Source organism: Streptomyces sp. NPDC001415 (assembly GCF_053597395.1).
On record NZ_JBSFIE010000045.1, the window covers coordinates 20,176 to 32,250 of the forward strand.

The following is a 12,075-nucleotide window of genomic DNA, read 5'->3' on the forward strand; positions in this document are numbered from 1 at the left end:
CGGCAGTCCCCGACGTCGGCGGCAGGGGCTGAAGGAGCCTGGAAGGAAAACTGGGCCCCTTGGAAGGCATCACCACGACCGGAACCCGCGACGAGGCCCAGGCCGCCTTCGACCGTTCCGGTTCCGGATTCCCGAACCGCCGGGCTCGTTCACGAGACGGGGGTGGGGCCCTGCATGTGCTCGCTGATCCACTGGATCAGCCCGGCGGACTCCATGTTGGGCACGTAGGTCGCGGCGTTGTGCTTGCCGCCCTGGATGATGCTCAGCTTGGTGTGGACGGGGCCCTTCGTGTAGTGCTTCACGAAGTCCTCGATGGGGGGTATGGCCGCGGTCTCCTTGGTGCCGACCTCGAAGGCGAGGTAGACGTCCGGATGCCCGGACTTGATCAGCTTCGGGGCGAGCACCTTGGGGTTGTTCTCCGCCTTCTCCTGATCGTGGCCCTTCCACAGGCGGGAGTCCGGGACGATGTCCGGGCCCGCCGCGATGACGGCCTTGAACCGGTCGGGCTTCTGCAGCACGGACTTCAGGCCCGCGAAGCCGCCGGTGGAGGCGCCCATGAAGGCCCAGCCGTCACGGGAGGTGACCGTACGGAAGTTCTCCTTGACCAGGTCCGGCACGTCCTCGGTCAGCCAGGTGCCCATCTTCGGCTGGCCGGGGATGTCACTGCCGTCCCAGTACTGGCCCAGCTTGGGATCCTTGGGGTCCCTGTCGTGATCCTCGGGGTTGAGCACCGGCATGACCACGATGAACGGCAGGCTCTTGCCCTCCTTCGACCACTTGGAGATGCTCGCCTCCAGCTTGAGGTCGGGCCCCATCCAGTAGTTGTTCGGATACCCGGCACCGCCGGGCAGCGCGATCATCACGGGGAAACCGCTCTTCGCGTACTGCGGGTCCTTGTACTGCGGCGGGACCCAGACCCACACCTTGCCCTTGAACCCGGACTTCTTGCCCTTGTACGTCGTGACGGCGATCTTGCTGCCGTCCTCCGGGACGGTGCCGGAGATGGTGAAATCGGCCTTCGGACCCGTCGGCATGGACGCCTTGGAACCACTCGTGCCGCCTCCTTCGCCGCCCTGCTTGTCGTCCTGGCCGAAGCTGATCGAATCGCCCTTGTCGGAGAAGACGTCGAAGTGGCTGAGCACCGGCCAGGCGACGAGCCCGACCACGGCCACCACCGCGGCTATGAGGACCCATCGCTTGGTACGGCGGCCGGGGCGGCGGCCCTGAGCGGGCGTGGCCACGGTGTCGGGGGGTGTCATCGTCTGTGCTCCACGTGGGCTCGTGACTGGGGGCAGGGCGGTCCTCCCGGCCTGTTCCCTGCGATGAACAGCCCCGAAGGACAACGGGAACAGATATGTCAGAGCCTGCTAAGAGTTTTCTAAGAGCGTTGTGGCAAACCGGATCTCATTCGAACCGGATCTCAATCGACTCATTTAGGCCCTTTCGGGCCTCGCGCCGCCGCCCGTCTTCGCGATGGAATTCCCGCGGTCGGCAGGATGCGCGGGCGCGGCGGTCGACGCTGGACCGCTGAATGCGACAGCGGTGGTCGGCGTCGCCTCTGACAGGGCACGGTGCCGCCTGTTCGGTCTTCGGCCCCGTCCTCCTTGGTGACGATGTAAACCTGGTATGGAAATGTTCGTTTTCCCCTTGTTTTCCGATTGGTTGCGTTCAGGGCCCGCACTGAGTGCGGTCGGGGATCATGCGGGTGCCGCCGGGTCGGCCCTCGGGATCGACGCTCCTTCTTCGGGCTCACCGTCAGACACCGTCTGGCTCGACTCACTGGATTCTCTCCTGTCGCGCCGGTACCTCTCTCTCCTTCCATAGGGCCGTTCACGCTGGCGCGCAAACATTCAAGGCGCCACGGCCGTCGACAGTGCTCGGTTTCAGAATGCGCAAATTGGCCGAATATCTTGATGGCTTGGTGGCCGTCGGCCGCGTCGGCGGATGATGAGAGGCCGGTCTGGCAGTCACTGGCCGTCGAGGTGACTGCAGCGGAATCACGACGGAAACAGCCCATCTGTGCGGCGGTGATGGCGGATGATAGCTGCGCAGATGAAATTCTGATGACCCCGGGCAGGTCAAGGCTGCATAACAGCCCATGAAGGGTTATGGGTTTCGCCTCGGACCGGCCGATTCCGTCATCGTCACTGCGTCACTGCCGACGCTAGGTTCATCTCGATCGACCGCTTCCCACTACATAACTGGCAAAATTCCGGCCTGGGGTGACATGTCGCCCGGCCAAGGAAAGGGCATGATGAGCCACTTGAGATCTTCCGGCCGCTGGGCCAGAGGGCTGGTAGCCCTCACCGTGACCGCTGCATCGACGCTCGCCGCGATAACTGCCGTGGCCGGCCCCGCCGGCGCGGCAGGGCATCCGAAACCCGCCGCCGCGGCGCAAGCCGAGCCCGGCGGTGCCTGCACGTCGGCCGACCTCGGCACTCGGCACCCGTATATCAAGTCCTCCGAGGTGACTCCGACGATCACCCACTTCAAGGGCTGGTACGTCACCGCCGGTTCGACGGGTACCCAGACCGTCAATACCAGTGTCCAGACGACCATCTCCGTCTCCGTGGGTCTCACCGGCAACGTCGAAGGTAGCTTCGCCGTGGAGACCCTCGGCAAGGTGGGCGCGAGCCTGGGTCTGAACGTGCAGGTGAGCTACACCTCCACCAGCAGCACGTCGACGTCCGTCACGTGGAACTTCGGCAGTCCCGGCTATTACGGCCTCTACAAGGGCACCAAGAAGGTCACCGGTACGTACGGCAGTCTCAACTGCAACCGCGTCCAGCAGGGCGACGGCAGTTGGGCGCTGAAGTGGACCGCGGGCCCCGACACCGGCAGCTACACCACCTTCACCACCCTTGAGGAAGGCGCGGTGCGCTGCGAGGACAAGGTCCCCGCCAACAGCATCATGGCCAAGGCCCAGGGCCTGTTGGACTGCGGCTCGGCCTCCGCCACCGCGCAGCACCCGGCAGGTCCCGTCCCCTCGGCCAAGGCCGACCGGGCCAAGCAGGACGCCGACAGTGCCGCGACGGCCGCCCGGGCCGCCCAGGGCATGAAGGCCACCCAGGCCGCCAGGCCCGCCGCCTTGAACTGCCAGCCCGCCGTCTACCGGATCGAGGTCCCCGGCAAGCCCCTGAACTGGAGCGCACCGCTGCTGGCCAACGACGGCGTCCGTCTGCGCGAGTCCAATTTCTTCAGTGCTCATCTGGACAACTGGCGGCTGTGCAATGTGACGGAGAACAACGGGGTCATCGAGGCGTCCCTGTGGAACTGGGGCAACGGCGGTTGCGCGACCATCCCGGCGAACATCGCCAACCAGGAGCAGGCCTATCTGACGACGGCCTCCTGCGGGGAGGACGATCTCCAGCGGTTCTACATCTACCGCGACGTACCCGGCAGTTCGAAGATCGGTGTGCAGAACAAGTACACCGGCTCCATGCTGGGCCACGACCGATACGCGGACGGGGAGTTGATCCGCCAGTACTCCAGCGGCAGGCAGGACGGTACGGGCACGTACGCCCTGACCGCGGTCTGACCGCCTCCGCCTCAAGAGCGCGGCCCCACACGTGAACCCCCGGCCTCCGGGCTTCCTTTCCAGTGGTCGTCGCAACACCCCGGCTCAGGGGATGCGATGGACCTCAAGACCCGGAAGAGCCGCAAAGAACAAGGGCGTCTGAAACTGCATCGTGAGCGGGAGGATTACCTCCGGCTCGTGGAGCATGGACTCACCAACGCGGAACCAAGCCGACGTGTCGGAGTCAACCCTCGGACCGGTCGTGAATGGCGTAACAGCCGTCCTGAGGGCGGCAAGAAGCGGCCGAGGCCGCCCGCCCGTGCTGGGCGGGCGGCCTCTTCGCCGTCCGGGTACCTCTCTGACCGCCTCTACTGCGAGCAGGACGTCGAGACGGTACGGCGCGTGCGCATGCGGCTCACCGCGGGGCTGACCACGGAGACGATCGCGAGGGTGCTGCCCTGCGTCCGCGCGGAGAACGAGCTGCTCGTACCGGTGTGTTCGGACCTGGAGGCTCAGCTGCGGCAGGAGCGGGAACGGATCACCCGTCCGCTCGCCCGCGTCGGGCTGTGAGCGGTCACTGGTCAGTCAGCAGCGGCCTCGATGAGGGAGAACGGCGCGGCGTTCTCCAGTGGGGTGACCGAGGTGAGGGTCAGGCCCGCGCGGTCGCACACATCCTCGAAGTCCTTCCGGGTGCGTTCCCTGCCACCCACGTTCACCAGCATGTTGAGGTCGCTCAGATAGGTGACTCCATTGTCGGCGGCATGGGCCTCGGCCTCGTTGCCGACGGAGTCGGGCAGCACGGGTTCCACGATCAGGACGCGGCCGCCGGGCGGCAGCACCTCGCGGCAGTGGCTCAGGATCGTGACCACTTGTTCGTCGGTCCAGTCATGCAGGACGCTCTTGATCAGGAAGAGGTCCGATCCTGCGGGAACCGAACCGAAGAAGTCCCCGGCGATCAGAGCGCAGCGCCCCGTGAGCCCGTGCCGCCGCAGCGTCTTCGGCGCCTCGGCCAGGCCCTGCGCCGTGTCGTAGACGACACCGGTCAGCTGGGGATGCGCGCCGAGGACGGCGGACAGGAGAGTGCCGTCCCCGCCACCGACATCCGTGACCGAGGTGAATCGGCCGAAGTCGAAAGCGTGAGGCAAGGCGGCGGCGGTCACCTGGGTGGCTTGGCTCATTGCCGCGTTGAATGCCGTTGACAGCTCCTGGTGTTGGGCGAGGTGGCTGAAGAAGTCCGTGCCGAAGACCGCGTCGAACGCGACGTCGCCGGTGCGGACGCTGGAGTCCAGATGTTCCCAGGCGCGTATGGCCACGGGGTCGGTGAACACCCGTACAAACGAGGTGAGTGAGCCGGGGTGGTGGGGGTCGAGGAGTGTGCCTGCGGGGGTTACGGAGAAGGAGTCGGGGGTGTGTTCCTTGAGCAGGCCGAGGCTGGTCAGGGCGCGGAGCAGCCGGGTCATGGACTGTGGGTCGGCTTTGGCGTCGGCGGCGATTTCGTCGACTCGGCATGGTGTGTCGCCGATCAGTTCAACCACGTTCAACTGCACGGCCGCACGCAGGGTTTGTGCGGCCATGCTTCCGAAGGCGGTCCGGACGATCAGGCCGCGATCGGCCATGTCTGCTGCTCGGACATCGGTGGTCGCCACAGGTGTTCCTTCCGTTGTTGGATGGTGAGGTACGCGCACTTGAGTGAGGGGCCCGCTGTGTCGGTGCTGCCGGTCAGCCGGTGGGCGTCGCCCGCGCGGCCAAGGCGCCCGGCGTGCACCCGGCGAAGGACAGAACGTCGCGATGGAGATGAGGCTGGTCCGCGTATCCGCAGGCCAGGGCGACATCCGTAGGGCTCTCGCCCGCGCAGAGAGCTCGGGCGGCGTGATCAAAGCGGACCAGCATGGCCGCGCGCTTGGGTGTGAGGCCGATCTGCGCGCTGAACCTGGACCACAGCTGCTTGCGGCTCCAGCCGCAGGACGCGGCGAGGTCATCGATCCGTACCCGGCCTCGGCAGGCCACGATATGGTCCCAGACGGCTGTGACCTCAGGCGCCATCCGCGGCGCCCGCGCGGCCCGCCGCACGAGGAACTCCTCCACCAGCACGAGGCGTTCCTGCCACGTACCGGCCTCGGACAGCTGCTCGCGGAGCCGTTGTTCGTGGCGCCCCCACAGGTCTTCGAGACTGATGACGGGCCGACCGAGTTCGCGCGGGGAGACGCCCAGCAGTGCATAGGCCGCCGGGGGCGACAGACGCATTTCGATGCACTCGACGTGCTCGCCGCGGATGCGGGCGGGACCGGGCGACAACGCGGCAGCGAAGCTTCTCAGAGGCTCCGGCGCGCTGCCACCCTCGACCGTGAACGGGGCGGCCCCGAGCCCGATCACGACGACCACGGCAGGCTGAGGAAGCACCCTCTTGTCGAGCCCGGCAGCGATACGGTCGCGGAACCCCGCCATGCGGACCCCACCGACGGAGGTGCCGCCGAGGGGGAGGGCGACCTCCCAGCCGTCCCCGGCATCGCGATCCAAGGGGTCCGGCCCCGCTTCGTGGCTGTGCATGCCTCTACAGTCGCCGACTTCGGTGGCCCTGTCTTGGACAAAAGTTCCCCGGGCGCAGCGGATTGGTTGTCAACAGACTGGAGACGGTTGTCCTCTGTTCATGCGGTCGTCGGCGGGGGAGGGGCGCGGGCTGACGACTGGCGGCTGGCGCCCGGCAGGCGTCGGTTACCTTCTGCGGCCGCTGGGGTACCTGGCTCGGTACGGACCACTCATAGAGAGGAGCACCCACCTGTGAACGACCGTAGGCCCGAAGGGCCAGGACCCGCCGGAGCACCTCTACCCGAGCCGGTACCGCGGGACCTGCCCGACCAGCAGGCCGGAGCCGATGGCGACCCCTGGGAAGCGGAAGGCCAGGCTGTGGAAAGTACGCGCAGTGACCAGCCCGATCCTGAGGTCCCCGACACGGACGAGGCAGGCACCGGCCGCCGAGGCTCCCCGCATTCCGGTAGCAGGCGCCCCGGGCACCCCGTACCCGACGAATCGCCCGCCTGACAGGAACGGCCTTCCGGAAGCAGAGAGTCCCCGAAGAAGGTCATGCGGCGTGGCCGAGGCCCACGGTGCCCATATGGGCCGCTGGTGCGGTTGCGGGACTCCGGCGCCTGTCCACGGTCAATCCGTGTGGGTGGCGGGGCAGACCGTGTGTCCGCCCCGCACCGGGAAGGTCAACGGCGGCCGTTCCGCCACGGCGCCAGGAGGTCGGCGACCCTGCATACCGAGTCGATGACTTCGCTGGTGTCGACGGCCGTGTAGCACAGCCGGAAGTAGCCCGGCTCGGCGCAGGACAACAGCTGCCCCGGCAGCAGTTGCACCTGGGCGTAGGTGGCGATGTACCAGCGCAGCCACTCCTCCTCGCTGGAGATGTCCGGGAAGAGGATCGGCAGGGCGACCGTCGCCTTCTTCTCGGCTTCAGCGGCGAACGGCTCCGGTACGCGGTCGAGCTGCGGGAAATGCGGCCCGATCTCCGGCGGAATCACCGCCGTCCCGGCAGGTGGCAGATAGGCCCGCAGGTCGAGCCAGAAGAACTGCGCCGCGTTCTGCCCCTCGCGGTAGCGGTACGGGATGTGGCCGTCCGTGAGGGCGCGGCGAGTGTCCTCGAACGCCGTGGTCAGCCAGCCCCGGTACTGCCGCATCAGCTCCAGCGGGTAGCTCTTGCCGTCGACGACGGTCTTCAGCATCGCCCCGATGACACGGTGCTTGAGAGAGTCGAACGGGCTGAACCAGGCGTAGCTGTTCTGCTTGTCCTTGATGCCCTGCATGGCCACATGGACCATCGGCGACTTGGAGATCACAACTCCCGCCTTGAGGCCCGAAAGACCGAAGTCCTTCGCGAATCCCCACACGACATGGACCCGGTCCCGCGCCTCCGGATGGTTCCTGTAGGCATCCAGGGCCAGAGCGCTGACGAACTCCGGCCCGGCCCCGGTGAGTTGGGAGTGCGCGTACATCTCGTCGGAGACGATGTGCATGCCGGTCTCGGTGAGCACCCACCGGTAGATGCTCTCCAGCAGGTCCTTGCTGTAGTTGTCGCCCAGGGGGTTGTTGGGATGGGTGAGGACGAGCAGCTTCGGCGGCTCGGGCTGGGTCCGGTAGGCGTGCCGCAGATCGGCGAGGGTGAGGTCGAAGTTCTCCGGGCCGTTTTCCCGGAGGTGAACGGGAACGGTGACCAGCTCGGGCCGCTGCTCGAAACACCAGTTGAAGCCCTGCCAGTACGGTGCGGGCAGCAGCACCCGATCGCCGCTCTCCAGGATCCCGCCCTCCTTGAGTGCGAACGCCAGGCACTCCAGAGCAGCCGACACTCCCGACGTGCCGAAGATGTCCTCACTCCTCAAGTCCGCGGAGAGCATCGGGCGGAGCATGTCCGCGATGCCCTCGCGGATCTCGGAACTGCCGTACGACGGCGCGTACTTGACGTCCTTCTGCTCCAGGACCCCGAGCCGCTCGAACACATTGTCCCGCAGCGACGGATAGACCAGCACGTTCTCCGCCGTCGCCAGGTTGACCACGTCCGGGTACAGCTCCTGGTGGACGGCCAGCCGCTGCTCCGGGTCGGCGGCCCCGGCGAGCAGCGCCGTGATCTCCTCGGGAGTCCGCTCCCCGGGGTCCTGCTGCCCTGTCGTGGTGCCCTTCGCGTTCGCGACCATCGTGCATTCCTCCGTCGGTAGGCGTGACGTTCCCGGCAGTCCCCCATCTTTCGGGAGGAACGGGGAGGCTGAACAGAACACGAATCGGCCAGGTGGTGCGTCGGCACCCATGTGTGCACCCACTGCTTCGTTCCGCTACGGTCACCACCGCCTCGGTCACGGCACCGGCGCAGGCTTCCAGACCCGCCTCTACGTCAAGACCAACGTCGCGGCCGCACGCGGGCGACCACCCTGGCGCTCAGGGGATTCTCTCAAGGTGGATGTAGCTGGGCCGGCGGCAGCGGTCCGTCTCAGCTGGTGATCTCCACGGAAGACGGGGCATCGTCCAGGCGTTGCCCGCGGGTATGAAGATCAGTGAAGCTGCCCGAGTCAGTGGTGTGAGCACGCGAGCGCTGCGGTTCTACGAGGAGGAGGGCTTGATCGTCTCCGGGCGCAGCGCCAACGGCTACCGGGACTACTGCGAGCCCACGCTGGAGCGGGTCCGCGTGATCCGGTCGTTGATGGAGGCGGGGCTGCCGCTCAAGCTCGTCAAGGACGTCCTGCCGTATGTGCCCCTGGCCGAGGGCGTCTGCCCGGCCTTTCTGGCTCAGGTGCAGGGCTACCGCGACAAGCTGGCGGAGCGGATCGCTTCCCTGACGGCCCGGCAGGAGGCGCTGGACGGCTTCCTGAAGGCCGCTGGACAGGGCGCTTGACCTTCACACACGCGGCAAGGTTTTACGGTCCCGGGCATGGAAGACAACGAGCAACTCATGAACGTTCTGGTCCAGCACTCCGACCAGGGTCCGCAAGACCTCGCTCCGGCCGAGCGCCCCATCCCCACCGCCGGCCCCGGGGAGTACCTGATCCAGGTGGGGGCGGCCGGGGTCAATTTCGCGGACGTCATGCAGGCCCACGGCCGCTACCAGGGCGGCGCGGCGGCCCCGTACATCGCGGGCCTGGAAGCCGCCGGAGAAATCATCGGGATCGGACCGGATGTCGAAAATCCCCTCCCGGTCGGTACCCACGTCGTCGGGCTCGGTCCGGGCGCCTTCGCCCAGTACACGACCTTGACCGCCGCCGCTGCCCTGCCCGTTCCGGACGGCTGGAGCGATGCCGAATCCCTGGGCATGGTCGTGAACTGGGCCACCGCCCTGGCAGCCCTGCGCCTCTTCGGCGCCATCGAAAAGGGCGCGACGGTGCTGATCCAGGCCGCCGCCGGAGGGGTGGGGCAGCCCGCCATACGGCTCGCCCGCCACTACGGAGCCAAGATCGTCGCTACCGCCTCGCCCGCGAAGCACGCCATCGTCAGGGAGCTGGGTGCCGACTACGTCCTGGACAGCCGGCGCCCCGATTTGGCGGAGGAAATCCTGCGGCTGACCGGCGGGGTCGACCTGGTGCTGGAATCTGTGGGGCGGGCGACGTTCGCGGCCTCCCTTGCGGTCACCAAGCCGGTGACCGGCCGCATCGTCGTCTTCGGCGCCGCCTCCGGCCATGCCACCATCTCCACCAGCGATCTCCTGTTCACCCATCAGGTCCAGGTCACCGGCCTGCACATCGTGAACCTCGCATTGCGTGCCCCGGACCTCTTCGGACGGCTGCTGGCCGAACTCAAGACGCTGATCGTCCAGGGCGTCTACCCGCCCGGCACCCCTCAGGTCCACCCTCTGGCCGACGGCTCCGACGTCCTGCGGTGGCTCGGGGAAGGCCAGACCACCGGTAAGCACGCTTTGGATCCGTGGCGGTAGAAGGCCCCCTGACCGGATTGGCTGCCCCATGCCGGTCACGTCCGCTGGAGGGGGGTGATGAGCGTCCACTCCGCGCAGCGCGTCAGCGGGTAACCCCTCGCGGTAGTCGGTGGCGGACCACCCGTCGCGCGCAGCATCGGCTTTCGGGCTGCGAGACTGATGTCAGGGGGGCTGCTCGGAACGTACAGCAGCGGGTAGCGGCTGGTGGACACGACATTGCCGTCGCTGTCCGCCGGCGCGCGACGCCGAAGCATCCGACGATCTACACACAAGTAACATCCAGGCCATGTCACTAAGCACCAGGCTGGAAGGGTCGGTCAAGGCAGGGCTCGCTCTGCTGGCCGTCGCCGCCCTCGCCACCTCGCTGAACCAGGCAACGCACACCGACGAGGGCGCCGCGAACTGGATCTCGTACTTCACCAATCTCTCCAACCTGCTCGGCGCCGGCGTCCTGCTGAGCGGTGGGCTGGCCCTGTTGCGCGCCTCCCGCCCGGTCCCCGACCTGTTGCGCGGCGCTGCCACCCTCTATCTCGTGATCACCGGAGCGGTCTACTGGACCTTGTTGGCCGGAACCATCGACGGGAACACGATCATCTGGGCCAACGACGTCGTGCACGGTGTCATGCCGGCCGTCTTCCTCGCCGACTGGCTACTGCGCCCTCCGCTGCGCCGTATCTCCTGGACCAGGTCTCTCCCGTGGCTGGCCTTCCCGCTGCTCTACCTTGCCTACTCGCTGCTGCGCGGGCCGAGTGCCGGTTGGTATCCGTACGACTTCCTCGACCCCCGCAAGCCGGGAGGCTATGAGCACGTGGCGACCTGGTCGGTGATCATCACGCTGGCCTTCACGGTGGTGGCGTCGCTGCTTGTTCTGTATGCCAACGCGCGGAGCAGGCGTGGCGGCAGCGGCGGTAGCGGAGTCAGTGAGCGTGACGGTTGTGACCGGGAACCGAGCTCAGCGGGTGCTGTCGCGGCGGAGCTGCGGCAGTAGTTGCTTGAATGCGTCCGAGGGGAAAAAGCGCAGCTCGCCGTCCTTGACGGTGGCGTTGAGGGGGTCCAGTCGGCCGTCGTGCAGCCAGAACGCATCCTGGCTCAGGACGGGGCCGTGTTCGGCCAGGCCCCGGACTGCGGAGATCAAGGGATCGAGCAGGCTCAGGTCGTCGCCGCTGTGGATCGGCACGGCGTAGAAGCGGTTGTTGCTCGGCATCGCGACGAGCGCGCCGTGCGGCAGCTTCTGCCCCAGCACCTGCTCCAGGCGCAGGACGTGCCCGGCCCCCGGCAGCCCGTCCTGGCCGGTGACGACGTGCAGGGCAGAGCCGCCGTTCCCGCCCGCGAGGGTCTCGACCGCCAGGCGGTCGTGCTCCATGTTCCGCAGCGCGCGGGCCAGCAGGTCGGGGGGTGTGCTGTTCCAGCGGGGTGTGAAGTGCGCGGGGACGGCGTGGGCACGGGCCGTGCCGGGTGCGCCCATCGCCACCAGGAGCGCGGCCAGGCCCCCGCCGAGCTGCGCGGTGATCGAGTCCGAGCCGAGATCGGCGATGGGAGTGACCACCAGGCGGAGGCGGGAGTCGAGTTCCCGCACCGGGATCCCGGCAAGCCTGCTGCATGGGTCGTGATCCGGACAGCCCTCACCGGAGGCCGCGCCGCGCCGTTTCCCTCGCCCGAACAGTGCCATTGCTCTCCCCTGTCGCCGACAGCATGCGTGTCTTGAGTGACGCATGCGTCATCGCTGGCGGTTCCGCCACGAGCCCGGGCGTGATGGTCGTCCGCGAGCCGGGCGGCCGCATGGATGCGCCGCGCCTGGGCACCTCGGCCCGCGAGCGGTGAGGGATGCCGCCCAGGGGCTCACGCCGGAGCAGGTGGCGGAGGTGCGGGGCCTGAGCGGGGAGCGCCGGGCCGCCGCTGTTCAGCCGACGGCTGGCGGGGAGTTGCCGGCATTGGTGTGGGACGAGCGGTTCGGTCTGGGCGACCTGGTCGAGCACGATGATCCGCGCGTACGCCGTCCCCGGCCGACTGGCCGCCGCGGTCGCATGACACCGGGCGGAGTTGGGGCGGTCGCCGAGCAATGCACCCGGTGGTTCTCGGCAGCCGCCGTACTTGACGGGACAATGGGAGTCGGCAATGCACCCGGGCCGCATAGCCGACGTATGAC

General features: G+C 67.9%; 11 protein-coding genes. 6 read left to right on the top strand and 5 right to left on the bottom strand.

Annotated elements, in window-relative coordinates; all coding sequences use genetic code 11:
• Positions 1–149 precede the first annotated feature (149 nt).
• Entirely contained in the window at positions 150–1,259 is a 1,110-nt protein-coding gene (locus ACWC2B_RS34545; protein WP_450723694.1) for an alpha/beta hydrolase, read from the bottom strand.
• Positions 1,260–2,254: 995 nt separating this feature from the next.
• On the opposite strand from ACWC2B_RS34545, the gene ACWC2B_RS34550 reads away from it, so the two are divergent.
• A complete protein-coding gene (locus ACWC2B_RS34550; protein WP_450723747.1) occupies positions 2,255–3,538 on the top strand; it encodes a hypothetical protein in 1,284 nt (427 codons plus the stop codon).
• Between the two features lie 381 nt (positions 3,539–3,919).
• On the top strand, positions 3,920–4,087 hold the full coding sequence (locus ACWC2B_RS34555) for a hypothetical protein (RefSeq protein ID WP_450723696.1): 168 nt from the start codon (positions 3,920–3,922) through the stop codon (positions 4,085–4,087).
• Positions 4,088–4,098: 11 nt separating this feature from the next.
• On the opposite strand, the gene ACWC2B_RS34560 is transcribed toward ACWC2B_RS34555, so the two are convergent.
• Both ACWC2B_RS34560 and ACWC2B_RS34565 read right to left on the bottom strand, forming a co-directional pair.
• Positions 4,099–5,163, bottom strand: a complete 1,065-nt coding sequence (locus tag ACWC2B_RS34560; RefSeq protein ID WP_450723698.1) for a methyltransferase — start codon at positions 5,161–5,163, stop codon at positions 4,099–4,101.
• A gap of 73 nt (positions 5,164–5,236) precedes the next feature.
• Positions 5,237–6,064 carry a helix-turn-helix transcriptional regulator gene (locus tag ACWC2B_RS34565; protein WP_450723700.1) on the bottom strand — a complete coding sequence of 276 codons (828 nt, stop codon included), beginning with the start codon at positions 6,062–6,064 and terminating at the stop codon, positions 5,237–5,239.
• A 231-nt stretch (positions 6,065–6,295) separates the two neighbouring features.
• Between ACWC2B_RS34565 and ACWC2B_RS34570 the strand changes: the two genes are divergently transcribed.
• Entirely contained in the window at positions 6,296–6,556 is a 261-nt protein-coding gene (locus ACWC2B_RS34570) for a hypothetical protein (protein ID WP_450723702.1), read from the top strand.
• Positions 6,557–6,726: 170 nt separating this feature from the next.
• Here the strand turns inward: ACWC2B_RS34570 and ACWC2B_RS34575 are convergent, their stop codons facing one another.
• On the bottom strand, positions 6,727–8,205 hold the full coding sequence (locus tag ACWC2B_RS34575; protein ID WP_450723704.1) for a pyridoxal phosphate-dependent aminotransferase: 1,479 nt from the start codon (positions 8,203–8,205) through the stop codon (positions 6,727–6,729).
• Between the two features lie 344 nt (positions 8,206–8,549).
• Between ACWC2B_RS34575 and ACWC2B_RS34580 the strand changes: the two genes are divergently transcribed.
• The 3 genes from ACWC2B_RS34580 to ACWC2B_RS34590 all read left to right on the top strand — a co-directional run bounded on the left by ACWC2B_RS34580 (position 8,550) and on the right by ACWC2B_RS34590 (position 10,917).
• Positions 8,550–8,897, top strand: coding sequence for a MerR family transcriptional regulator (locus ACWC2B_RS34580; RefSeq protein ID WP_450723706.1), 348 nt, complete (start codon positions 8,550–8,552; stop codon positions 8,895–8,897).
• A gap of 36 nt (positions 8,898–8,933) precedes the next feature.
• A complete protein-coding gene (locus tag ACWC2B_RS34585; RefSeq protein WP_450723708.1) occupies positions 8,934–9,929 on the top strand; it encodes an NADPH:quinone oxidoreductase family protein in 996 nt (331 codons plus the stop codon).
• A gap of 286 nt (positions 9,930–10,215) precedes the next feature.
• The gene (locus tag ACWC2B_RS34590; protein ID WP_450723710.1) at positions 10,216–10,917 is read left to right on the top strand and encodes a Pr6Pr family membrane protein; all 702 of its coding nucleotides are present in this window, start codon (positions 10,216–10,218) and stop codon (positions 10,915–10,917) included.
• On the opposite strand, the gene ACWC2B_RS34595 is transcribed toward ACWC2B_RS34590, so the two are convergent.
• The gene (locus tag ACWC2B_RS34595; RefSeq protein ID WP_450723712.1) at positions 10,882–11,505 is read right to left on the bottom strand and encodes a hypothetical protein; all 624 of its coding nucleotides are present in this window, start codon (positions 11,503–11,505) and stop codon (positions 10,882–10,884) included. The genes ACWC2B_RS34590 and ACWC2B_RS34595 overlap by 36 nt on opposite strands.
• Positions 11,506–12,075 lie beyond the last annotated feature (570 nt).

Excerpts from the sequence above, each read along its gene's own strand:
- ACWC2B_RS34590 (WP_450723710.1), top strand. The coding sequence starts at position 10,216 with ATGTCACTAAGCACCAGGCTGGAAGGGTCGGTCAAGGCAGGGCTCGCT.
- ACWC2B_RS34545 (WP_450723694.1), bottom strand. The coding sequence starts at position 1,259 with ATGACACCCCCCGACACCGTGGCCACGCCCGCTCAGGGCCGCCGCCCC.
- ACWC2B_RS34580 (WP_450723706.1), top strand. The coding sequence starts at position 8,550 with ATGAAGATCAGTGAAGCTGCCCGAGTCAGTGGTGTGAGCACGCGAGCG.
- ACWC2B_RS34550 (WP_450723747.1), top strand. The coding sequence starts at position 2,255 with ATGAGCCACTTGAGATCTTCCGGCCGCTGGGCCAGAGGGCTGGTAGCC.
- ACWC2B_RS34575 (WP_450723704.1), bottom strand. The coding sequence starts at position 8,205 with ATGGTCGCGAACGCGAAGGGCACCACGACAGGGCAGCAGGACCCCGGG.
- ACWC2B_RS34585 (WP_450723708.1), top strand. The coding sequence starts at position 8,934 with ATGGAAGACAACGAGCAACTCATGAACGTTCTGGTCCAGCACTCCGAC.
- ACWC2B_RS34565 (WP_450723700.1), bottom strand. The coding sequence starts at position 6,064 with ATGCACAGCCACGAAGCGGGGCCGGACCCCTTGGATCGCGATGCCGGG.